This is a genomic window from Caulobacter sp. GW822-FHT01G02, from assembly GCF_058802865.1.
Genome location: NZ_JBXAON010000001.1, coordinates 1,082,741 through 1,104,632 on the forward strand (window position 1 = coordinate 1,082,741; position 21,892 = coordinate 1,104,632).

At 68.0% G+C, this 21,892-nt stretch carries 18 protein-coding genes and 1 pseudogene; 12 read left to right on the forward strand and 7 right to left on the reverse strand.

The window, feature by feature from the left end; all coding sequences use genetic code 11:
* Nucleotides 1–95 precede the first annotated feature (95 nt).
* From AC1RNC_RS04985 to AC1RNC_RS04995, 3 genes are all read right to left on the reverse strand, one after another.
* Nucleotides 96–2,258, reverse strand: coding sequence for an amylo-alpha-1,6-glucosidase (locus tag AC1RNC_RS04985; protein WP_492884198.1), 2,163 nt, complete (start codon nt 2,256–2,258; stop codon nt 96–98).
* 15 nt (nt 2,259–2,273) lie between these two features.
* Nucleotides 2,274–3,347 (reverse strand): glycosyltransferase family 4 protein, encoded by a 1,074-nt coding sequence (locus AC1RNC_RS04990; protein WP_492884200.1) that lies wholly within the window; start codon nt 3,345–3,347, stop codon nt 2,274–2,276.
* Between the two features lie 109 nt (nt 3,348–3,456).
* A complete protein-coding gene (locus tag AC1RNC_RS04995; protein WP_492884202.1) occupies nt 3,457–3,627 on the reverse strand; it encodes a hypothetical protein in 171 nt (56 codons plus the stop codon).
* A gap of 294 nt (nt 3,628–3,921) precedes the next feature.
* Between AC1RNC_RS04995 and AC1RNC_RS05000 the strand changes: the two genes are divergently transcribed.
* The 4 genes from AC1RNC_RS05000 (at nt 3,922) to AC1RNC_RS05015 (ending at nt 9,609) form a co-directional block, all read left to right on the forward strand.
* A complete protein-coding gene (locus AC1RNC_RS05000) occupies nt 3,922–4,494 on the forward strand; it encodes a protein-L-isoaspartate O-methyltransferase family protein (RefSeq protein ID WP_492884204.1) in 573 nt (190 codons plus the stop codon).
* A gap of 131 nt (nt 4,495–4,625) precedes the next feature.
* On the forward strand, nt 4,626–6,101 hold the full coding sequence (locus AC1RNC_RS05005; RefSeq protein WP_492884206.1) for a TolC family outer membrane protein: 1,476 nt from the start codon (nt 4,626–4,628) through the stop codon (nt 6,099–6,101).
* A gap of 128 nt (nt 6,102–6,229) precedes the next feature.
* Entirely contained in the window at nt 6,230–6,763 is a 534-nt protein-coding gene (popZ, locus tag AC1RNC_RS05010) for a pole-organizing protein PopZ (RefSeq protein ID WP_492884208.1), read from the forward strand.
* A gap of 125 nt (nt 6,764–6,888) precedes the next feature.
* The gene (locus AC1RNC_RS05015) at nt 6,889–9,609 is read left to right on the forward strand and encodes a valine--tRNA ligase (protein ID WP_492884210.1); all 2,721 of its coding nucleotides are present in this window, start codon (nt 6,889–6,891) and stop codon (nt 9,607–9,609) included.
* A 14-nt stretch (nt 9,610–9,623) separates the two neighbouring features.
* Here the strand turns inward: AC1RNC_RS05015 and AC1RNC_RS05020 are convergent.
* Both AC1RNC_RS05020 and AC1RNC_RS05025 read right to left on the reverse strand, forming a co-directional pair.
* A pseudogene (locus AC1RNC_RS05020) lies at nt 9,624–9,734 on the reverse strand (hypothetical protein); the annotation flags it as partial.
* Nucleotides 9,734–10,387: an HAD-IA family hydrolase gene (locus AC1RNC_RS05025; protein ID WP_492884212.1), complete on the reverse strand. Its 654-nt coding sequence runs from the start codon at nt 10,385–10,387 to the stop codon at nt 9,734–9,736. The pseudogene AC1RNC_RS05020 and the gene AC1RNC_RS05025, both read right to left, overlap by 1 nt.
* 196 nt (nt 10,388–10,583) lie before the next feature.
* On the opposite strand from AC1RNC_RS05025, the gene AC1RNC_RS05030 reads away from it, so the two are divergent.
* Nucleotides 10,584–12,341, forward strand: coding sequence for a class I adenylate-forming enzyme family protein (locus AC1RNC_RS05030; protein ID WP_492884214.1), 1,758 nt, complete (start codon nt 10,584–10,586; stop codon nt 12,339–12,341).
* Between the two features lie 60 nt (nt 12,342–12,401).
* On the opposite strand, the gene AC1RNC_RS05035 is transcribed toward AC1RNC_RS05030, so the two are convergent.
* Nucleotides 12,402–13,889, reverse strand: a complete 1,488-nt coding sequence (locus tag AC1RNC_RS05035) for an amidase (RefSeq protein WP_492884216.1) — start codon at nt 13,887–13,889, stop codon at nt 12,402–12,404.
* A gap of 147 nt (nt 13,890–14,036) precedes the next feature.
* On the opposite strand from AC1RNC_RS05035, the gene AC1RNC_RS05040 reads away from it, so the two are divergent.
* Nucleotides 14,037–14,768 (forward strand): TlyA family RNA methyltransferase, encoded by a 732-nt coding sequence (locus tag AC1RNC_RS05040; protein ID WP_492884218.1) that lies wholly within the window; start codon nt 14,037–14,039, stop codon nt 14,766–14,768.
* A gap of 77 nt (nt 14,769–14,845) precedes the next feature.
* Here AC1RNC_RS05040 and AC1RNC_RS05045 read toward each other — a convergent pair whose 3' ends face one another.
* Nucleotides 14,846–15,475, reverse strand: a complete 630-nt coding sequence (locus tag AC1RNC_RS05045) for a hypothetical protein (RefSeq protein WP_492884220.1) — start codon at nt 15,473–15,475, stop codon at nt 14,846–14,848.
* A 215-nt stretch (nt 15,476–15,690) separates the two neighbouring features.
* Here AC1RNC_RS05045 and AC1RNC_RS05050 point away from each other — a divergent pair, with 215 nt between their 5' ends.
* The 6 genes from AC1RNC_RS05050 (at nt 15,691) to AC1RNC_RS05075 (ending at nt 21,890) form a co-directional block, all read left to right on the forward strand.
* A complete protein-coding gene (locus AC1RNC_RS05050; protein WP_492884222.1) occupies nt 15,691–16,938 on the forward strand; it encodes a class I SAM-dependent RNA methyltransferase in 1,248 nt (415 codons plus the stop codon).
* 19 nt (nt 16,939–16,957) lie between these two features.
* Nucleotides 16,958–18,016 (forward strand): class I SAM-dependent methyltransferase, encoded by a 1,059-nt coding sequence (locus AC1RNC_RS05055; RefSeq protein WP_492884224.1) that lies wholly within the window; start codon nt 16,958–16,960, stop codon nt 18,014–18,016.
* Nucleotides 18,017–18,038: 22 nt separating this feature from the next.
* Nucleotides 18,039–19,040, forward strand: a complete 1,002-nt coding sequence (locus AC1RNC_RS05060) for an acyltransferase family protein (RefSeq protein WP_492884226.1) — start codon at nt 18,039–18,041, stop codon at nt 19,038–19,040.
* Between the two features lie 69 nt (nt 19,041–19,109).
* Nucleotides 19,110–19,508, forward strand: a complete 399-nt coding sequence (locus AC1RNC_RS05065) for a YciI family protein (RefSeq protein ID WP_492884227.1) — start codon at nt 19,110–19,112, stop codon at nt 19,506–19,508.
* Nucleotides 19,505–20,767 (forward strand): RNA polymerase sigma factor, encoded by a 1,263-nt coding sequence (locus tag AC1RNC_RS05070; protein WP_492884229.1) that lies wholly within the window; start codon nt 19,505–19,507, stop codon nt 20,765–20,767. Before AC1RNC_RS05065 ends, AC1RNC_RS05070 begins: the two co-directional genes overlap by 4 nt.
* Nucleotides 20,768–20,807: 40 nt before the next feature.
* Nucleotides 20,808–21,890 (forward strand): PA0069 family radical SAM protein, encoded by a 1,083-nt coding sequence (locus tag AC1RNC_RS05075; protein ID WP_492884231.1) that lies wholly within the window; start codon nt 20,808–20,810, stop codon nt 21,888–21,890.
* The last annotated feature ends 2 nt before the right edge of the window (nt 21,891–21,892 follow it).

The following is a 21,892-nucleotide window of genomic DNA, read 5'->3' on the forward strand; positions in this document are numbered from 1 at the left end:
CGCGGAGCCACTCTTTCCAGACTTGCGATCGACGATGTTTGGTCGTGGCAAGTCGAGGCCGCCTGCGAAGACTTTCGAAGAGCTCAAACCAGGCCTCAGTCCCACGAGGGCTTGGACCGAATGATCAGCGGCACGTCGCCCTCGGTGCGCACGGCGACGCGCTCGCCCTGCCGTTCGAAGATCAGGTCGACGGTCAGGGCGCCGACGCGCAGGCGCTCGACGGCCAGACGATCGATGCCGATCGGCAGGCGCGGGTCCACCAGGACGATCTCGCCGCGATTGGCGTCGATGGTGATCCCCAGGCACGCCTGCAACATCATGAATACCGACCCCGCCGCCCAGGCCTGGGGCAGGCAGGCGACCGGATAGGCCACGGGCGGCTCGCCCGGCGAGCGCGGGAAGCCACAGAAGAGCTCAGGCAGGCGCATGCCCATGCGGCTGGCGGTCTCGAAGAGATCCGCCGTCAGGTTCACCACCCCGTCGCGCTCGCCGTAGCGGGACAGGCCCATGACGCACAGGGCCGTGTCGTGCGGCCAGACCGAGCCGTTGTGGTAGCTGATCGGATTGAACCGGGCCTCGCCGGTGGCCAGGGTCCGCACGCCCCAGCCGGAGTTGAAGCTGGCCGATAGTAACTGGTCGCTGACCTTGCGGGCCCGCTCGGGCGAGGGCAGGCCGCAGAACAGCAGATGGCCCGGATTGGACGACAGGGTCCGGCACAGCTGGCCCTGGCCGTCGACGGCGATGCCGTAGAAGCCGCGCTCCTCGATCCAGAACAGCGCCTCGACCTTCTCGCGCAGCGTCTCGGCCTTCTGTTTCCAGATCGCGGCCTGACCGATCTCGCCCCGTCGTTCGGCCAGGCGGGCCATGCCGCGATAGGCGGCGAAGGCGTAGCCCTGCACCTCGACAAGGGCGATGGGCCCCGTGGGATAGCGGCCGTCGGTGTGGAAGACGGAATCCTCGCTATCCTTCCAGCCCTGGTTGGACAGGCCGCTGTCCTGGCCGCGGGCGTAGTCGATCAGGCCGTCGCCGTCGCTGTCGCCGTCGTTCTCGATCCAGTGCATGGCTTTTTCCAGCGCGGGCCATAGCTCGTCGATCAGGCTGTCGTCGCCGGTCCGCTCCTGGTAGGCGCCGGCCAGGGCCACGAACAGCGGCGTGGTGTCGACCCCGCCGTAGTATCGGCCGAATGGCACCTCGCCCAAGGCGGGCATCTCGCCCTTGCGGGTCTCGTGCATGATCTTGCCGGGCGCGCTGTCGCGGAAGGTCGAGCGCTCCTGCGCCTGATGGGCGGCCAGATAGCGCAGTACGCCCTTGGCCAGGGACGGCTCGAACCACAGGATCTGCCAGGCGGTGATGATCGCGTCGCGCCCGAAGGCGGTCGAGAACCAGGGGATGCCGGCATAGGGGTAGGGGCCGGTCTCCATCCGGGTGGTCAGCAGGGCCAGATCCGCTCGCGACTTGCCCAGCCACTCGTTGAACAGGCGGCCGGAGCTGTTCAGCCGCGCGCCATGCCGGCGGCGGGCGCGCATGTCCCAGCGGGCGTGGGCCGCGGCGTCGCGGAAGCGCTCGCGGCTGGGAATATGGCCGTCGACCACGCCGATCTCGATATAGAGCTCGGTCTGGCCCTCGGCGTGCAGCGAGAACATGAACTCGGCCCTGTGGGCCGAGAGGCGGAACGGCGCGTCCGAGAAGGCGATGACCGAGGTTCGCTCGACGTCGTCGAGGCCGAGATAGCTGAAGGCGACTCTTCGGCCGTCGATATGCGGCGGCCCCTTGGTTCCCCGCTTGGCGCGATGGCTGCCGCGCACCTCGAACATGTCGCGGAAGTCGGCGTCGAACTCGATGGTCATCGGCAGCAGCACGGTGTCGCGACTGTAGTTGACGCAGCGAATGCGCTCGAACAGGCGCTCGCCCCACAAGAAGCGCTTGCGCTCGATGTGCAGCACGCCGGGAGGCCCCATCCGTTCGCCAGGATAGGGCAGGGCCTGGTTGGTGCTGTTGCAGGTGAAGAAGACGTTGTCGTGAGCGACCGCGGCCGACAGAAGCGACGGCATGCGACCGCCCAAGGTCAGTCGGTAGAGCGACAGTATGCGAGTGTCGTTGTGGAACAGCCCATCGCCTTGGCCGGCGATATCCCCGAACTCATCGGCGACGATAAAGGTGTCCTTGTCCTTGAGCGCATAGAGATTCTGCGGTGCGCGGACTTCCGCCGTCACGCCGTAGTCGACCGGCGCCTCCATGGCCGGTGCAAGACTCTCCATGGCCCCTCCTTCAATTCATGCGCTAGCCGCCATATCGACCAAGGACGGATAGACGGCCGCGCCATTGCACAGCCGCTCGTAGAGGGCGACATAGCGGCGGGCCATCGCCTCGGACGAGAACCGTTCCTCGAAACGCGCACGGACACGCTTTCGATCCAGGCTTTCGACCTTGAGAATGGCGTCGGCGGCCTGGTCGTCATTCTCGACGATGAAGCCGGTCAGACCGTCATCGATGACTTCGGGCACCGAGCCGCAAGCATAGGCCACGACAGGCGTGCCGCAGGCCATGGCCTCGATCATCACCAGGCCGAAGGGCTCGGGCCAGTCGATCGGGAAGAGCAGGGCGTCGGCCCCGCCCAGAAAGGCCGATTTGTCGCTATCGCCGATCTCGCCGATGAACTCGATCAGAGGCTCGCCGCGCATCATCGGCTCGATGACGTCCTCGAAATAGACGCGGTCGGCGGGATCGACCTTGGCGGCGATCTTCAGGCGCTTGCCCAGGCGCTTGGCCAGGTTGATGGCGCGGTCGGGGCGTTTCTCCGGCGAGATGCGGCCCAGGAACGCCAGGTAGCCCTGGCTCTTCTCGGAGAAGGCGTAGATGTCGGCGTTCATGCCGTGGTGCACCGTGCCGGCCCAGTTGGCGAAGGGCAGGGGTCGCCGCTGGTCGTCGCTGATCGAGACCAGCGGGAACTGCGGCCAGCGTTTGTAGACGGCGGGCAGGTCCTTCAGGTCCAAGCGACCGTGAAGGGTGGTCAGGGTGTTTTTCGCTCGGTCGGCGAAGAACGGGAATTGCACCATGTCGGTATGGAAGTGGACGATGTCGAACTGGTCGGCCATGGCGCGCACCTCGGCCAACTGGGCGAGGTGGGCCGCCAGATCCGACTTTAGCGGCGCGGGGTCCAGGCGGATGGCCTGGTCGCGGACGGCGATCAGTCGGGCCTTGGTCCGGGCTTCGGCGCTGGCGAACAGGGTGACCTCGTGGCCCAGGTCGACCAGGGCGTCGGTCAGGTGGGCGACCACGCGTTCTGTGCCGCCGTAAAGCCGCGGCGGAACAGCTTCGTATAGCGGGGTGACTTGGGCGATCTTCATGGCGCGGACCTTGACGGGGAGGAGCTGGAACGCGGCGCGGGTCCGCCACAGATCAGTTCCGATCGCCGCTATTGGTTCCGCAGCTCGCCCTTTTGCGGCCTCAATGCGGCTAAGCGCGTCGTTGCAATTGCTCCCGACGTTCCCGTTCCTGCCGCAAGGCGCGCTGGCGCCGCCGATAGCGTCCGTAGAGCTTGCGGCCGGCCGCGGTCAGGCGAGGCAGGAAATAGATCACGATCAGAGCGCAGATCGTCGTCACGATCACAACGGGCGCACTCAACATGGCGGTTTCCTATGAAGCCTAGATTTCCGGCTTCCTCCCCACTCGGCGGGTGAACCGCCGACAGCCGCTTATTTACCATACGGCGAAGCTGATCAATCAAGGTTACGTGACAGTCGCCGCCATGGGGTCTGATGACCACCTTTTGATCTTTGGGAGCATGCCCTCAGAAGGCGATGACGCTTTTAGGGCGCTCACCGGGCGACAGGCGAGCGAGCGCGGCTTCCGATCGCATTGCGTTTCGGCCGGGCGCGGACCTATAAGCCTGCTCGAAAGTCCAGTCCTTCGAGGGATTCCATGAGCACCGACTTCGCCGCCGCGCGGCTGAACATGGTCGAGAGCCAGATTCGCACCGCCGACGTCACTGACCTGCCGCTGCAGGACGCCCTGCGGGTGGTGGCGCGCGAGCGCGTCGTGCCGGCTTCGAAGGCCTATCTGGCCTATGCCGACGCGGACATCGAATACGCGCCCGGCCGCTGGCTGCTGCGCCCGCGTGAAGTGGGCAAGCTGCTGCAGGCCCTCAAGCCCCGGGAGGGCGAGAAGGCCCTGGCCATCGCCGCGCCGTACGCCGCGACCGTGCTGGAGACCATGGGCCTGGTCGTCACCCGCCTGGAAGGCGACGATCTGAAGGCCGTGCCGACCGGTTCCTACGACGTGATCATCTGTGAAGGCGCGGTCGCTGTGGCTCCCAAGGCCTGGCAGGACGCCCTGGCCGTTGGCGGCCGTCTGGGCGTCATCGAGCGCACCGGCCCGGTCGGCCGGGCCGCCGTCTATCTGCGCGCCGAGGACGGCGTGGGCCGTCGCCAAGCCTTCGACGCTTCGCCGCCGATGCTGGCCGGTTTCGAGGTCGAGGCCGGTTTCAGCTTCTAGACACCCTTGGGCGGTAGCCTGCCGCAACGTCTGCGTGAAAAAAGCTTAACTAGCGGCGTCTGGCGGCTGGACTTACACGCGGTCATATTGTGGCGAGCGCGCGCTTCGCGGGGATTGGGGATAGAACTTTGATGTCGAACCGTCGACGGGCCGGGCTCCTGGCCGCTGCTTGCTGCGCCAGCCTGCTGGCCGGCGCGTTTTCCGCCGTCTCGTTTTCCGAGGCTCGGGCTGACACCCTGGCCGACGCGATCTCCCTGGCCTATCAGACCAATCCGACGCTGCAGCAGCAGCGCGCCAGCGCCCGCATCACCGACGAAGGCGTCGTGCAGGCCAAGACGGGCTTCCGCCCGACGGTCGGCGCCGTGCTGGACGTGACCGGGGCGAACGTCAACCCGGCCGGCTCCGGCGCCACGGTCAAGTCCTCGGGCAGCAGCGCCACGGTCTCGGTGACCCAGCCGCTCTACACCGGCGGCCGCGCCAGCGCGACGCTCAGCGCCGCCGAGGCCGACGTGCTGTCGGCCCGCGAAAGCCTGCGCTCGGTCGAACAGAGCGTGCTGGTCAACGTGGTCCAGGCCTATGTCGACGTCCGCCGCGACCAGGAACGCCTGCGCATCGCCAAGGAAAACGTCGCGGTCCTGCAGCGCCAGCTCGACGAATCCAACGCCCGCTTCGAGGTGGGGGAGATCACCCGCACCGACGTGGCCCAGTCGCAGGCGCGCCTGGCGGCCGCCAAGGCAGGCCTGTCGGGCGCCCAGGCCCAACTCGAGGTCAGCCGCGCAGGCTACGCCGCCGTCGTCGGTCAGACGGCGGGCGATCTGGCGCCGGAGCCGACCCTGGCCGGCCTGCTGCCCGCCTCGGTCGACCAGGCCTTCGAAGCCGCCCAGACGACCAATCCGGGCGTGACCTCGGCCCAGTACAACGAAGAGGCCGCCGCCGCCCGTGTGGCGGTGGCCAAGGCCGGCTATCGCCCGACGATCTCGGCCCGCGCCGGCCTCGGCTTCGACGCCGGTCGCAGCGCTGGCGTCGGCAGCCAGTTCGACGACTATTCGCGCACCGTCTCGGGTTCGGTCACCGCCTCGGTGCCGATCTTCACCGGCGGCCTGACGACTTCGCAGGTCCGCGCCGCTACGGAGCGCGAGAACGCCGCCCGCAGCGCCACGGAAAGCGCCAAGCGCACCGCGATCCAGCAAGTCTCGAACGCCTGGAGCAACCTCCTGGCCTCGCGCGCCCAGCTGGGTTCGAACGAGGAACAGGTCCGCGCCACCCGCATCGCCTTCGAAGGCGTGCGCCAGGAGCAGCAGGTCGGCCTGCGCACCACGCTGGACGTGCTGAACGCCCAGCTGGAGCTGTCGAACGCCGAACTGGCCCTGGTCAGCGCCCGTCGCGACGAATACGTGGCCAGCGCCATCGTCCTGCAGGCCATGGGCCAGCTGGACGTCAGCAAGCTGTCGACGGGCACGACCGCCTACGATCCCAAGGTTTCCTACGGCCGCGTGACGCACAGCGTGGGCTGGGTGCCGTGGGAGCCGGTGGTTCAGGCGATCGACAAGATCGGCGCGCCCTCGACGAAGTTGCCCTCTTCAACCAGCGTGGCGACCTCCAAGTAGCCTTAACTCCGCGTCGATTCCGCTCAGGCGTGGACTTACGCTTGCTTAACACGCGTAAGTCTGCACCATCGCGGCCAAGCGTGTCCTAGGGCGCGCAAGGATTCGTACCCTTTACGACGGCCCCGCACATGTCCGATCAGAGCTCTCAAGAACCGACGATGGAGGAGATCCTCGCCTCCATCCGGCGCATCATCTCGGAGGATGACGCGCCGGCGGAGCCTGCGGCCGAGGCCGCGCCGCCTCCGCCGCCGGAGCCCGAGCCCGAATCGTTCGACGACGACATCCTCGAGCTGACCGATCCGATCATTTCGGAGCCGGAGCCCGAGCTGCCGCCGCTGGAGACCGTCGGCGACATCGACGTCTATTCGCCGCCAGAGCCCGCGCCCGAGCCGGTCTACACTCCGCCGCCCTCGGCGCCGGCGTTCAACCGTGACGAAATGGCCGACAACCTGGTCGGCGACCACGCCGCCTCGGCCGCCGCCAGCGCCTTCGGCAGCCTGAGCTCGGCCCTGCTGATGCCCAAGGACGGCCGCACGCTGGAAGACGTTGTCCGCGAGCTGCTGCGCCCGCTGCTCAAGGAGTGGCTGGACCAGAACCTGCCGCGCATCGTCGAGACCAAGGTCGAGGAAGAAGTACAGCGCATCGCCCGCGGTCGCGGCTAAACGCGCTCGATCTTCGAAAAATCGAGGCGGTCGCCGCGGCGGCCGCCTTTCTCGTTGTGAATTACCCCACAAATCCAGGCCCGCCGGTTCCCCGCGCGGGCCGCAGATGGCATATCCGCTCCGCCATGCTTGAAAAGACCTTCGATCCCAAGTCCGTCGAACCCCGCCTGTACGCCGCCTGGGAGGCCTCCGGGGCCTTCAAGCCGAGCGAGGATCCGAACGCCGAGCCGTTCGTCATCGTGATCCCGCCGCCGAACGTCACGGGCAGCCTGCACATCGGCCACGCGCTGAACAACACGCTGCAGGACGTGCTGACCCGTTTCCACCGCATGCGCGGCAAGGCCGCCCTGTGGCTGCCGGGCACCGACCACGCGGGCATCGCCACCCAGATGGTGGTGGAGCGCCAGCTGGCCGCCGCCGGCAATATCGGCCGCCGCGACATGGGCCGGGAGGCCTTCGTGGCCAAGGTCTGGGAATGGAAGGCCGAGAGCGGCGGGACCATCACCAACCAGCTGCGCCGCCTGGGCGCCAGCTGCGACTGGTCGCGCGAGCGCTTCACCCTGGACGAGGGCCTGTCGGCCGCCGTCCGCAAGGTGTTCGTCCAGCTCTACAAGCAGAACCTGCTGTATCGCGACAAGCGCCTGGTCAACTGGGACCCGCAGTTCCAGACCGCCATCTCCGACCTCGAGGTCGAGCAGAAGGAGGTCGACGGCGCCTATTGGCACTTCGCCTATCCGCTGGCCGACGGCGTCACCTATCAGCATCCGATCGCCTTCGATGATGAGGGCAAGGCCACCGAGTACGAGACCCGCGACTACATCGTCGTGGCCACGACCCGTCCGGAGACCATGCTCGGCGACACCGGCGTCGCGGTTCACCCCGACGACGAGCGCTACAAGGGCCTGGTCGGCAAGTTCGTGACCCTGCCGATCGTCGGCCGCCGCATCCCGATCGTCGCCGACGACTACGCCGACCCGACCAAGGGCTCGGGCGCGGTCAAGATCACCCCGGCCCACGACTTCAACGACTTCCAAGTCGGCAAGCGCGCGGGTCTGGCGGTCATCAACATCCTGACGGTCGAAGCCAAGCTCAACGAGGCTGTTCCGGCCGAGTACCAGGGCATGGACCGCTTCGTCGCGCGCAAGGCCATCGTCGCCCGCGCCGAGGAAGAGGGCTGGCTGAAGGAGATCGAGAAGACCAAGCACATGGTCCCGCACGGCGACCGGTCGGGCGTGGTCATTGAGCCCTTCCTGACCGACCAGTGGTACGTCGACGCCAAGACCCTGGCCCAGCCGGCCCTGAAGGCGGTGGAAGAGGGCGAAACGGTCTTCGAACCCAAGCACTGGGAAAAGACCTACTTCGAATGGCTGCGCAACATCGAGCCGTGGTGCGTCTCGCGCCAGCTCTGGTGGGGCCATCGCATCCCGGCTTGGTTCGGGCCGGATGGCGCGATCTTCGTCGAGGAAACCGAGGAGGCCGCCTACGCCGCCGCCAAGGCCCAGTTCGGCGAGAACGTCGTCCTGAGCCAGGACGAAGACGTCCTCGACACCTGGTTCAGCTCGGCCCTGTGGCCGTTCTCGACCCTGGGCTGGCCGGAGAAGACCGCCGACCTCGCCAGGTTCTATCCGACCAGCACCCTGGTCACCGGCTTCGACATCATCTTCTTCTGGGTCGCTCGGATGATGATGATGGGCATCCACTTCATGGGCGAAGTTCCGTTCAAGCAGGTGTTCATCAACGCCCTCGTCCGTGACGAGAAGGGCGCCAAGATGAGCAAGTCCAAGGGCAACGTGATGGATCCGCTGATCCTGATCGACGAGCTGGGCTGCGACGCGGTGCGCTTCACCATGACGGCGATGTCGGGCCAGGCCCGCGACATCAAGCTGTCGAAGCAACGCATCGAGGGCTATCGCAACTTCGGCACCAAGCTGTGGAACGCCTCGCGCTTCGCCCAGATGAACGAGTGCGTCCGTATCGAGGGCTTCGATCCTTCGACCGTGCAGCAGCCGATCAACAAGTGGATCCGCGGCGAGACCGTCAAGACCGTGGCCGAGGTGACCAAGGCCCTGGACGCCCCGGCGTTCGACGAGGCCGCCGGCGCCCTGTACCGCTTCGTCTGGAACGTGTTCTGCGACTGGTACCTGGAACTGGCCAAGCCGATCCTGAACGGCGATGACGCCGCCGCCAAGGCCGAAACCCGCGCCACCGCCGCCTGGGCGCTGGATGTGATCCTGAAGCTGCTGCACCCGGTGATGCCGTTCATCACCGAGGAGCTGTGGCAGAAGACCGCCGTGTTCGGTCCGGCCCGCGACTCCATGCTGATCTCGGCCCAGTGGCCGCAACTGCCGGACAGCTGGATCGACGCCGACGCAGAGGCCGAGATCGGCTGGCTGGTCGAGACGGTCGGCGAGATTCGCTCGATCCGCGCCGAGATGAACGTGCCGCCGTCGGCCAAGCCGGCGCTCAGCATCGTCGGCGCCGGCGCGGAGACCAAGGCTCGCCTGGCCCGTCACCGCGACCTGCTGCTGACCCTGGCCCGTCTGGACAGCCTCCGCGAGGCCGAGGCCTCGCCGGCCGGTTCGGTTCCGATCGTCATGGGCGAGGCCACCGGCGCCCTGGCCATCGCCGACTTCATCGACCTGACGGCCGAGAAGGCGCGCCTGACCAAGGAGATCGCCGGTCACGCCGGCGAGATAGAGAAGGTCAACAAGAAGCTCGGCAATCCCGATTTCCTGGCCCGCGCCAAGGAAGAGGTGGTCGAGGAAAATCGCGAGCGCCTGGCCGAGGCCGAGGCCGCCAAGGCCAAGCTCCAGGCGGCGCTGAGCCGGTTGGAGTCGGTGGGCTGACAACATCCCATCTTGTCATCCCGGAAGCCTCGTAGAGGCTGTCCGGGACCCAGGGGCAACCGCGGTGCGCCGGCCCCTGGGTCCCGGCTCTCCGCTTCGCTACGGCCGGGATGACAAGCATTTTTTAGAAGCTCAGCGCCCCGGAAGCCGTCGTCCTGAAGGGGCCATAGCCCGTCACCCCCGGATGCGGCGTTTCCAGCGCATGGCTGTGGGTGGCGGTGATCACCACGATGCTGGCTCCGGCCGCTTCGGCCGCGGCGATGCCCGCGGGGGCGTCCTCGAACACCAGGCAGTCCTCGATCGGATGGCCCAGCCGCTGGGCCGCCAGCAGGAAGCAATCGGGCGCCGGCTTGCCGCGCTCGACGTCCTCGGCCGTGACCAGCACGGCGGGGAGGGGCAGGCCCGCCGCCGCCAGCCGCACCTTGGCCAGTTCGCGTGGGGCCGAGGTGACGATCGCCCAGCGATCGTCGGGCAGGGCGGCCAGAAACGCCTTCGCGCCGTCAATGGCATCCACTCCGTCGACATCGGCCATCTCGGCGGCGTTGATGGCTCGCGCCTCGGTCTCGGGATCGACGCCGGGCAGGGCCAAGGCCTGCAAGGTCTCGATCATGCGACGGCCATGGATGGTGGGCAGGAAGGCGTCGACATCGAGGCCATGCTCCCGCGCCCAGGCGCCCACAACACGCTCGGCGGCGACGATCGAGGTCAGGACCGTGCCGTCCATGTCGAACAGGAAAGCGGCGAATTCGCGATCGGGAAACAGCAGGGATTCGGCCAAGGCGGCGCTCCGAAGTCGGGAAATGACGCTAGGTCATCGCCCCTCGAAAGCATGGTGTCCAGGCCCGTATCGCGCGTCTAGGTTATCAATGTTCTCCTAGGGTCAAACGGACGTTTGCATCCGGCTTGCGGCTGTGCTCTCTGGTCGGCGAACGCGCTCGATCAAACAGGGCGCGACACCTAACCGGGAGAGTAGAATGAGCCAGGCCGCCCCCGTCACCGCGTCCGTTCCGTGGCCAGCGATGTCCGTCCAACAGGCCTATGCCCTGATCACTCAGCCCGGGACCCCCGGCGAGATGGAGGAGATCGAGATCCGGGGCGTGAAGACCCGGGTCTGGAAGCACGCGCCGCCGACCCTGCGCGAGACCCTGCTGATGGGCCGCACCCACGGCGACAAGATCTTCATGGTCCACGAGGATGAGCGCGTCAGTTTCGAGGCCTTCTATCGGGCCGTCACCGTCTTCGCGGCGGAGCTGGCGGCCAAGGGCGTTCAGAAGGGCGACCGGGTCGCCATCGTCATGCGCAACCTGCCCGAATGGCCCGTGGCGTTCTATGCCGGCCTGTCCCTGGGCGCGATCGTCACGCCGCTGAACGCATGGTGGACCGGCGCGGAGCTGGAATATGGCCTGCTCGATTCCGGCGCCTCGGTCCTCGTGGTCGATGTCGAACGCTATGAGCGCCTGACCGAGCACCTGCACAACTGTCCCGAGCTGCGGACTGTCTATGTCAGCCGCTCTCCCGAGGAGATCAGCCACCCGGCCGTGATCCACCTCGAGGCGGTGATCGGCGGTCCCAACGACTGGGCCGGGCTGGAGGAGAAGCCGCTGTCGACCACGCCCCTGGCGGCGGACGATGACGCGACGATCTTCTACACCTCCGGCACCACGGGAAAGCCCAAGGGCGCCATCGGCACCCATCGCAACATCAACAGCAACATCTTCGCCGCCGCCGCCGCCGGGGCGCGCAGCTTCCTGCGTCGCGGCGAGGCCCCGCCCGAGCCTGATCCCAGCCTGCCGCAGAAGGGCTCGCTGATTTCCGTGCCGTTCTTCCACGCCACGGGCTGTTTCGCGGTGCTGAACCCTTCGCTGTTCGGCGGCGCCAAGCTGGCCATGATCCGCAAGTGGGATCCCGACAAGGCCATGCAGTTGATCCAGGACGAGCGCCTGACCTCGATGGGCGGTGTGCCCACGATCGCCTGGCAGATCATCGAGCATCCCAACCGCGAGAAGTACGACCTTTCGTCCATCGAGGCCGTGGCCTATGGCGGCGCGCCCTCGGCCCCGGAGCTGGTGCGCAAGATCAAGGAAGTCTGGCCCAAGGCGGCGCCCGGCAACGGCTGGGGCATGACCGAGACCTCGGCCACCGCGACGTCCAATTCGGCCGAGGACTATGAGAACCGTCCCGACTCGTGCGGCCCCGCCGTGCCGGTCACCGACCTGAAGATCATGACCGTGGAGGCTCCCTATCGCGAGCTGCCGATCGGCGAGGTCGGGGAACTGTGGTGCAAGGGCCCGCAGGTCGTGCGCGGCTACTGGAACAAGCCGGAAGCCACCAGCCAGACCTTCGTCGACGGCTGGGTGCGCACGGGCGACCTGGCGCGCCTCGACGCCGAGGGCTTCTGCTTCATCATCGACCGCGCCAAGGACATGCTGATCCGCGGCGGCGAGAACATCTACTGCATCGAGGTCGAGAACTGCCTCTACGATCACCCGGCGGTGATGGACGCGGCCCTGGTCGGCATCCCGCACAAGACCCTGGGCGAGGAGCCGGCGGCCGTCGTCACCCTGAAGCCGGGCGCGGAAGCCACCGAGGCCGAGCTGCGCGCCTTCGTCGCCGACCGCCTGGCGGCCTTCAAGGTGCCGGTGAAGATCGTCTTCTGGCACGAGACCTTGCCGCGCAACGCCAATGGCAAGATCATGAAGAACGACCTCAAGAAGGTGTTCGTCGAGGGGTGATCTCTCGGCGTCCGCCGCGAGAAGGAAGGGCCCGCATCGGTTGATGCGGGCCCTCTTGGTTTACAGGCTCACCGGCGGTTTGCGGTGCGCCCACGGCTGGGCCTCCTCCAGCTGATAGGCCAGCTGGAATAGCAGCGCCTCGCCGCCCGCGCGGCCGGCCAGCTGGACGCCCACCGGCAAGCCGTCCGGCGTCCAGTGCAGCGGCACGCTCATCGACGGCGCGCCGGCGACGTTCTGGACCGGGGTGTAGCCGACATAGGTTGTCAGTCGGGACTGCAGCTCCTGGAACGGAATCCAGCCGGCGACATAGCCCAACTCGACCGGCGGCTTGCCCAGCACCGGCGAGAGGATGACGTCGTACTTGGTCAGCCAGGCGTCATAGGCCTTCGTGTTGGCGTTCAGGCGCTCAATGGCGGCGGGCAGGGCGCCTTGCGGCAGTTGGCCGACCAGTTCAGCCATGCCCAGGCTGAAGGGCTCCAGCACGCTGGAATCGGGCTTGTGGCCGATGGCCTTGCCGATCCCGGCGACCAGTTCGGCCGCGCCGCTGGCCCACAGCACGGTGAAGTCCTGGCCGAACTGGGCGCCGTCCATGGGCCAGGCGGTCGGTTCGACCTTGTGGCCCAGGCTCTCCAGCAGCTTGGCGGCGTTGTTGACGGCGGTCTGCACCTCCGGATCGGGCGTGACGCCCGTGCCCGTCGCCATGACCAGCCCGATCTTCAGTTTCTTCTTCAGCGGCTCGGAGACCACGCCGATCGGCTTGAACACCGCGTCGGCGCCGGTGCGTTCGGTGGCGGCGAACAGGGCGGCCGAGTCGCGGACACTGTGCGAGACGCAGTGCGAGACCGAGATGTCGAGGCCGCGCGCGACGGGACGGCCTTGCAACATGCGGCCCCGCGAGGGCTTCAGGCCGAAAAGGCCGCAGTTGCTGGCCGGAATGCGGATCGAGCCGCCCCCGTCGGTGGCGTGGGCGAGCGGGATCATGCCCGAGGCCACGGCCGCCGCCGCGCCGCCCGAGGAGCCGCCGGACGAGCGGGCCGTGTTCCAGGGATTGCGGGTCGGCTGAAAGCCCATCGGTTCGGTGGTCGGCAGGAAGCCGTATTCCGGCGTCGCCGACTTGCCGATCACCACGAAGCCGGCCGCGTCGAAGGCGTCGACATATGGGGTCTGGGTGGTCTCGGGCGGGGCGCGCAGGCCGCTGCGCGAGCCGTTGCGGGTGGGCAGGCCCTTATAGGGATCCAGGTCCTTGACCATGAACGGCACGCCGGCGAACGGACCCGACAGCTGGCCGGCCTTGGCCTTGGCGAGCGCCCGGTCGAAGTCCGAGGTGACGATCGCGCCGACCTGCGGCTGCAGGGCCTCGGCCTTGCGGATGGCGTCCTCGACCACCTCGGCGGCGCTGACCTCCTTGCGACGGATACGGCCGGCCAGCTCTGTGGCGTCGGGAGTCCAGGGCGCGGGTGCGGACATCGATTTGGGCGTTGCCTCCACTGAAGATGCGGCCGCCACGGCGGCGGATGCGGCCAGCAGGCCGCGACGGGTGAATCGCATCGGTTTCTCTCCCCCAAAGCGTGGTCTCGCCACGCTCAGTCAAATGGCCAGCGTCTGATGCGCCGGTGATCGGCGTTCAGTTGAACCCGAAGAGACCTGGGCCGCAAGCCCATGCTAGACGGCGGTCTGAACTTTCGAGGAGGCCGCGTGGCCCGCAAGCGTATCGATCTGTTGCTCGTCGAGCGGGGTGTCGTCGACAGCCGCGCCAAGGCCCGCGCGGCCGTCGAGGCTGGCCTCGTCACGGTCAATGGTAAGCTGATCACCAAGCCGGCCGATACGGTCGACCAGCACGCCGAGATCGTCGCCGAGGCCGCCCATCCTTGGGTCGGGCGTGGGGCGTTGAAGCTGGTCCACGCGCTGGACCTGTGGCCCATCGTCGTGGAGGGGCGCTTGGCGCTCGACGTCGGCGCGTCGACAGGCGGCTTCACCGAGGTCCTGCTGTCGCGCGGCGCCGAGAGGGTGTTCGCGGTCGATGTTGGCCGCGATCAGCTGCACGCCAAGCTGAGGGACGATCCGCGCGTCATCGACCTGTCGGGCGTCGACGCCCGGGCGCTGGACGAGACGGTGATTTCGACCGCGCCGACTCTGGTGGTCAGCGACGTCAGCTTCATCGCCCTGACCAAGGCCCTGCCGATGGCGCTGGGCCTAGCGAGGCCGGGCGCGGACCTGGTGGCGCTGATCAAGCCGCAGTTCGAGGCGGGCCGCGACTTCGTCGGCAAGGGCGGGCTGGTCAAGGATCCCGAGATCATCGCCCGTTGCGAGCGCGAGGTCGTGGAGTTCCTCGAAGCCTCCGGTTGGACGGTCAAAGGCCTGACCGAAAGCCCGATCACCGGCGGCGACGGCCAGGTCGAGCGGCTGGTCTGGGCGACCAAGGCCTGAAACGAAATCGGCCGCCCCATTTTCCACTAAAGGAGGAGGGGCGGCCGATCGTCTTCCACACAAGCTAGGTCGGTGACTTAGTCGACGACCTGGTACTTGCCGTTGCCGTCCGGGCAGACGCGCACGAAGCGCTTCTGGACGCGGCCGTCCGGCAGGTAGATCGGGCTCTCGGCCAGGGTGCAGCCGTTGACGTCGGCCCGACCGCCGACGCGGTCGTTCACGCGGTAGCCGTCGCGATGCTCATACGATTGCTCGTAGTAGCTGTCGCGCTGGGCGTCGCGACGGACCTGATCGTAGGGGACCGGGCGGTAATCGTCGTCATAGCCGTCGTTGTAGGCGCGCGGCGGCGGGGGAGGCGGCGGCGGGGCGATGTTGCTGCCCGGGGTGCAAGCCGCAGAGGATTTGCCGGCCATGCCGCCGACCACAGCGCCCAGCAGGCCGCCGACGACCGAGCCGTCGGTGCGGTGACCGCGGGCGGCGATGCCGCTGCCCAGCGCCATGCCGATCGCGCCGCCAGCGAGGGCCCCGCCGGTGGTGCGGTTGGTCGTCGAGCGCTGGCATTGGTCGTAATAGTAGCCCTGATTGTTGTACGCCCCGCCGTAGCTCGAGCCGTAAGGCTGCGAGCCGTAGGATTGGGCCGAGGCCAGGGTCGGCGTCAGCACGCCACAAACGAGGGCGGCGGTGACGCCCAGAACGGTCTTGATCATCGGAGTCCTGCGCGTTGAGGCGGTCATGGTCATAAGAGAGCTTGTCTTTTTGTGGGCGTCCGGCTCGCGCCGGGCCGCCGAGGCCCATCCGTTATGTAGGGTGTGACATCGCCAACATGAACGATCGCTGACGGGGCTATTCAGCTTCACTGATATCGCACTGAAAATCGTTCGCGGCCCGCGCTCAAGCCCCGGTTTTAGGGTATGGACGCGCGATGCAAGACATGATGATCACCGCCATCGGCGCGCAAGGCGACGGACTCTCTCGTTTCGACGATGGCAAGCCAGCCTTCGTGCCCCTGACCCTGCCGGGCGAAACCGTGCGGGCGCGGATGGAAGGTTCGCGCGGCGAGGTCGTGGAGATCCTGACCGCCAGCGCCGACCGCGTGACGCCGCCCTGCAAGTATTTCGGCCATTGCGGCGGGTGCGCGCTGCAGCACTGGGCGGCGGAGCCCTATCTGGGCTGGAAGGCCGAGCAGATCCGCATCCAGCTGTCGATGGAAGGCCTGGAGACAGAGATCCTGCCAACCTTCGCGTCGCCGCCGGCCTCGCGCCGCCGCGTGGCGCTGCACGCCCGCAAGGGCGCCAAAGGGCAGGGCGCGCTGCTGGGCTTCAAGGAGCGGCGCTCCTGGAATCTCGTGCCGATCGAGGAATGCCCGGTCACCGATCCGCGCCTGGTCGCGGCCTTTCCGGCCCTGGCGCGGTTGGCCGAACCATTCCTGGAGCATCCGAAGTCGGCTCCGACCCTGCACGTCACCTTGACCGCCACGGGCCTCGACATCGACGTCACCGGGGTCGAGCGCAAGAGCGGCGGGCTGTCGGCGGACGCTCGCATGCGCGCGGCCATGGCGGCCAGCGAGGGCGACTTCGCGCGGGTGACCCTGGCGGGCGAGACCGTCTATGGCGCGCGCCAACCGATGGTGAGGCTGGGCCCCGCCGTGGTCGCCTTGCCGCCCGGCGGCTTCCTGCAGGCCGTGCCGGCCGCCGAGCGCGCCATGGTCGAATTCGCCGTCGCCCAGGCCCAGGGCGCGTCACGGATCGCCGATCTCTATTGCGGTGTTGGCACCTTCACCTTCCGCCTGGCCGAGATCGGCGCGGTCTACGCCGCCGAGATGAGCCCGCCGGCCATCGCCGCCCTGAAGTCCGCCCTTGGCGCGGCGTCGGGCCTGAAGCCGATCACCGCCGAGGCCCGCGACCTGGTCAAGCGCCCGATGCTGAGCACCGAGATGGCCAAGACCGACGTCGTGGTCATCGACCCGCCCCGGGCCGGCGCCGCCGAGCAGACGGTCGAGATCGCCAAGTCCAAGGTCGCCAAGGTGGTCAGCGTCTCGTGCAATCCTGGCACCTTCGCCAAGGACGCCCGCGCCCTGGTCGACGCCGGCTTCCGGCTGGAGAAGGTGCTGCCGGTGGACCAGTTCGTCTGGTCGCCCCATATTGAGCTGGTCGGGGTCTTCACGCGCTGAGGCCCATGGGGAACCAAGGATGGACGAGCGACGCAGGCGGTCCGCCTTCGCGGTCGACGCGGTAGGCCAACGCGCCAGGGCGGCGGTCAAGGCGGCCTGGTGGACAGCAACGGGCTCGCTGGCCCGCTCCATGACCCGGCCGACCCAGGGCGAGCAGGCGCGAAGCTTCGAGCCAACGGCCGCGCCGCCGACCAAAGGCGGCCTGCGCCGCGCCTATCTGGAGGCGTTCGAAAAGGACGCCCGCGACGTCGCCGCGGGCCTCTACCCCGCCATTGAGGACGGTCCGGTCCGCCCCTCGGCCGCCGTGCGCGAGGCCGCTGATCTCATTGCCGACGCCTTCGAGGTCGACCAGCGGCGTCGGCGCGGCGATGGCGTCGAGGTGCGCGACGAGACCAATAGTCAAGTTTATCCAAGCTATTATCGCCAGAACTTTCACTTTCAGTCGGGCGGTTGGTTCACGCCGGAAAGCGCGCGCCGCTACGACGCCCAGGTCGAGGCGCTGTTCTCCGGCACGGCCGGAGCCATGCGGCGGCGCGGCCTGTCGCTGCTGGCGAAACACTGGCGCGGCCGCGATCATCGCGACGCGAAAATCATCGATGTGGCCTGCGGTTCGGGCGCTTTCCTCAAGGATCTGAAGGCGGCCTTCCCGCGCGCCGCGATCGCGGGCCTGGACCTCTCGGAAGCCTATCTGGCGCAGGCTCGCAAGCGGACGGGCGCGGGCGGGATCAAGGCCAATGCCGAAACCTTGCCGTTTGGGGATTCCTCTTTGGACGCGGTCAGTTGCGTCTATCTCTTCCACGAGCTGCCGCCGCGCGTGCGGCCCGTCGTGGCGGCCAGCCTGGCGCGGGTGCTCAAACCCGGCGGCGTGCTGGTCTTCGTCGACTCCGTGCAGCCCTCCGACACGCCGGACCTAGCGCGCCTGCTGGAGGCCTTCCCGGTCTATTTCCACGAGCCGTACTATGGCAGCTATGCCGAGACCGATCTGGTGGCTTTGTTCGCCGAGGCGGGCCTGAAGCTGATCGGCGAGGATCGCGCCTTCCTGACCAAGGCCTTGCTGCTGGAGAAACCCCTCAGCTAAGCAAGGATGGGGGGACGGCGTTTTGCAGGCTTACGAGTCGGGACGACGGTACGAGGCGCTGGACGGCCTGCGCGGCGTCGCGGCCGTGGGCGTCATGCTCTACCACATCGGCGGTTGGACCGGCCGGCCATGGCTGGTCAGCCACGGCTACCTCGCCGTCGACTTCTTCTTCTGCCTGTCCGGCTTCGTGCTGGCCCACGCCTATGGTCGGCGCGAGATCGGCTGGCGGGGTTTCCTGCGCCAGCGGCTGGTGCGGCTGTGGCCGCTGATCGCCCTGACCATGCTGGCCGGCGCGACGGTGATCATCCAGCATCGCGAGCGCGTGCCGGAGTGGCTGGTCCTCGGCCTGCTCATGGTCCCCCGGCTATGGGCCGAGGAGCCGGGCTTCGCGCCGATTTTCCCTTTGAATCCGCCCGCCTGGTCGCTGTTCTTCGAGCTGGTGGTCGGGGCGCTGTGGTTCCCGATCCGGCGGTTGGGCGTCATGGGGCACGTGCTGATGATCGTGCTGCTGATCCCGGTGATGGCCTATATCGCCCATGGGATGGGCGGGGTTCTGACCGGCTGGGACCGGGCGACGTTCGTGATCAGCTTTCTGCGGACAGTGTTCTCGTTCCTGCTGGGCTGGGGCTGCTACCGGATCCAGCCGTTCACCGGCTTCACGGCGCCCGCCTGGCTGCTGGCCCTGATCCTGGCCGCCATCCTGTGCTTCCCGTGGACGCCGCTGAACTGGGTCTACGACTATGTCTGCATGAGCCTGGTCTTTCCGCTGATCGTGCTGGCTGGGCGGCGTGATCCGGGCGGCCTCCAGGGAAGGCTGGCCCGCGTCTCCGGCGCGATCTCCTACCCGCTCTACGCGCTGCACTGGCTGGGTTGGGAGCTGATGTTGCGGCTGTTCCGCGCCTTGGGCGGCCACGGCTATCCACTGGGCTTCGCGGCGGTGGCTATCCCGGTGATCCTTGCGTTCGCCTGGGCGGTGTTGAAGCTCTACGACGAGCCCGTTCGCCGGCGGCTGCGGCGTCTCTAAAATTGTCTAGAGCCGATGTCGGATGCGGGCATAGTTCGCCGTCCTAGGGATGAGAGACGAGGATCGCCCATGCTCTACGCCATACTCTGCTACAACTACGAGGATGTGATCTGCGGCTGGTCCAAGGCGCACGAGGACGGCGTCATGGAGAAGCTGGGCGTCGTCCAGGAGAAGCTGGCGCGCGACGGCCGGCTAGGCCCCGTCGCCCGTCTGATGCCGACCACGGCCGCCACCACCCTGCGCAAGGACCGCGAGCCGCCGCTGGTGCTGGACGGTCCGTTCGCCGAGACCAAGGAGCAGCTTCTGGGCTTCTATGTCGTCGATTGCGACAGCCTGGACGGCGCGCTCGACATCGCCAAGGACCTGGGCAAGGCCAATCCCGGCGGCTCCTACGAGATCCGCCCGATCGCGCTGTTCAATCCGGCGCCGAACCCGGCGTTCGCCGGCCAGGAGTCCGGTGGAACATGACCGAGCTCGGTTGGATCGAAGGGGCGATCAGCGCCGCGCGGCCTCAGGCCATGGCGGCGCTGCTGCGCTACTTCCGGGACATGGACGCGGCCGAGGAGGCGTTCCAGGACGCCTGCCTGCGCGCCCTGAAGGCCTGGCCCAAGAACGGTCCTCCTCGCGATCCGACCGCCTGGCTGATCATGGTCGGCCGCAACGCCGCCATCGACGCCGTCCGTAAGACCAGCCGCCACGTGGCCCTGCCGCCCGAGGAACTGCTGTCCGACCTGGAGGACGCGGAGGCGCAGGCCGCCGAGCGGCTGGACGGCTCGCGCTATCGTGACGACGTCCTGCGGTTGCTGTTCATCTGTTGCCATCCGGATCTGCCGGCCACCCAGCAGATCGCCCTGGCCCTGCGTATCGTCTCGGGTCTGTCGGTGCGCGAGATCGCCCGCGCTTTCGTCGTGACCGAAGCGGCCATGGAACAGCGCATCACGCGCGCCAAGGCCCGTATCGGGGCTGGAGACTCGCCGTTCGAAACCCCGGGCCCGATCGAGCGCGCCGAGCGCTTCGCGGCCGTTGCGGCCATGCTCTACCTCGTCTTCAACGAGGGCTATTCGGCCAGCGGCCAGGCGGTCGAAGCCAAGGGCGGCCTCTGCGACGAGGCCATCCGCCTGGCGCGCCTGCTGCTGCGCCTGTTCCCGGCCGAACCGGAGATGATGGGCCTGACCGCGCTGCTCCTGCTGCAACATGCCCGTTCGGGCGCGCGCTTCGCCGTCGACGGCGCGGCGATCCTGCTGGAGGATCAGGACCGAAGCCTCTGGAATCGCAAGATGATCGGGGAGGGGCTCGCCTTGATCGACAAGGCGATGTTGAAGCGCGATCCCGGGCCATACCAGGTCCAGGCCGCCATCGCCGCCCTGCACGCCCGCGCCGCCACGGCCGGTGACACCGACTGGGCGGGTATCGACGCGCTCTACGCGACGCTGGAGATCATGCAGCCTTCGCCGGTGGTCACGCTGAACCGCGCGGTGGCGACGGCCAAGGTTCGCGGGCCAGATGCGGCGCTGGCGATGATCGAGCCGCTGGGCGCGCGGCTGGACGCCTATTTTCACTATCACGGCGCGCGCGGCGCCTTCCTGCTGCAGGCCGGTCGCCAGGTCGAGGCGCGTCGGGCTTTCGACCGCGCGATTTCGCTAGCCAACACCGCGGCCGAGGCCGCCAACATCCGCCAGTATCTGGACCGCATCGCGATCGAGGCGGAGGCGCCAAACACCGAATGATGTTCTTGTTTTGTTCGAGTGGCCGGCCCATAGTGGCTGCATGGCCGAGGCAATGAAGTCGGCGCCGGCGCCCAGGGGGCGAGGCGCGAAGTCCAATCGAACGGGGCGGTTCGAGGCGAACGAACGCGAGGCGTTCGACGATGGCTGGGGTGAAGAGGACGAACCCGGGCAGCTGAAGACCGAGCTGCAGCCGATGAAGTCGCGGACGATCATCGCCCGCAACCAGAGCCCGGACGTAGGCTTCGATCGCTCGATCAATCCGTATCGCGGCTGCAGCCACGGCTGCATCTATTGCTACGCCCGACCCAATCACGCCTATCTCGGCCTGTCGCCGGGCCTGGATTTCGAGAGCAAGATCTTCTTCAAACCGCACGCGGGCGAGCTGCTGGAAAAGGAACTGGCCAAGGCTTCGTACAAGCCCGCGACGATTCACATCGGCGGCGACACCGATCCCTACCAGCCCGATGAGAAGCAACTTCGGGTGACGCGGCAGATCATCGAGGTGCTGGACCGCGTCAGCCACCCGTTCACGATCATCACCAAGTCGGCCCTGATCCTGCGCGACCTCGACGTGCTGAGCCGGATGGCCGAGCGCAAGCTGACGCGGGTGGCGATCTCGATCACGACCCTGGACCGCAAGTTGGCCCGCAGCATGGAGCCGCGCGCGGCCACGCCTGGCAAGCGGATCGAGGCGGTGCGCCGACTGACCGAGGCGGGCGTGCCGGTGACGGTGATGTTCGCGCCGGCCATTCCGGGTTTGAACGACCACGAGTGCGAGACCGTGCTGGAGGCGGCGGCCAAGGCCGGCGCGTGCGGCGCGGGCTATGTCGCCCTGCGCCTGCCCCGTGAGATCGCTCAGCTGTTTCAGGAGTGGCTGGAGACCGACCATCCTGACCGCGCCAGGAAGGTGATGTCGCTGGTTCGTCAGATCCGCAAGGGCGAGACCTACAGCGCCAGTTGGGGCGAACGGATGGTCGGCGAGGGTCCAGTGGCCGAGGTGCTGCGACAGCGGTTCCACCTGGCGGTCAAGAAGTTCGGGCTGGACCAGCCGTGGGCGCCGCTGGACGCGACGCAGTTCACGCCGCCGAGGAAGCCGAGCATGCAGATGGACTTGTTTGGATAGGT

Bases quoted from the DNA above. Each gene is read 5' to 3' on its own strand.
- AC1RNC_RS04985 (WP_492884198.1), bottom strand. From the start codon at position 2,258: ATGGAGAGTCTTGCACCGGCCATGGAGGCGCCGGTCGACTACGGCGTG.
- AC1RNC_RS04990 (WP_492884200.1), bottom strand. From the start codon at position 3,347: ATGAAGATCGCCCAAGTCACCCCGCTATACGAAGCTGTTCCGCCGCGG.
- AC1RNC_RS04995 (WP_492884202.1), bottom strand. From the start codon at position 3,627: ATGTTGAGTGCGCCCGTTGTGATCGTGACGACGATCTGCGCTCTGATC.
- AC1RNC_RS05000 (WP_492884204.1), top strand. From the start codon at position 3,922: ATGAGCACCGACTTCGCCGCCGCGCGGCTGAACATGGTCGAGAGCCAG.
- AC1RNC_RS05005 (WP_492884206.1), top strand. From the start codon at position 4,626: ATGTCGAACCGTCGACGGGCCGGGCTCCTGGCCGCTGCTTGCTGCGCC.
- popZ (WP_492884208.1), top strand. From the start codon at position 6,230: ATGTCCGATCAGAGCTCTCAAGAACCGACGATGGAGGAGATCCTCGCC.
- AC1RNC_RS05015 (WP_492884210.1), top strand. From the start codon at position 6,889: ATGCTTGAAAAGACCTTCGATCCCAAGTCCGTCGAACCCCGCCTGTAC.
- AC1RNC_RS05030 (WP_492884214.1), top strand. From the start codon at position 10,584: ATGAGCCAGGCCGCCCCCGTCACCGCGTCCGTTCCGTGGCCAGCGATG.
- AC1RNC_RS05035 (WP_492884216.1), bottom strand. From the start codon at position 13,889: ATGCGATTCACCCGTCGCGGCCTGCTGGCCGCATCCGCCGCCGTGGCG.
- AC1RNC_RS05045 (WP_492884220.1), bottom strand. From the start codon at position 15,475: ATGATCAAGACCGTTCTGGGCGTCACCGCCGCCCTCGTTTGTGGCGTG.
- AC1RNC_RS05050 (WP_492884222.1), top strand. From the start codon at position 15,691: ATGCAAGACATGATGATCACCGCCATCGGCGCGCAAGGCGACGGACTC.
- AC1RNC_RS05055 (WP_492884224.1), top strand. From the start codon at position 16,958: ATGGACGAGCGACGCAGGCGGTCCGCCTTCGCGGTCGACGCGGTAGGC.
- AC1RNC_RS05065 (WP_492884227.1), top strand. From the start codon at position 19,110: ATGCTCTACGCCATACTCTGCTACAACTACGAGGATGTGATCTGCGGC.
- AC1RNC_RS05070 (WP_492884229.1), top strand. From the start codon at position 19,505: ATGACCGAGCTCGGTTGGATCGAAGGGGCGATCAGCGCCGCGCGGCCT.
- AC1RNC_RS05075 (WP_492884231.1), top strand. From the start codon at position 20,808: ATGGCCGAGGCAATGAAGTCGGCGCCGGCGCCCAGGGGGCGAGGCGCG.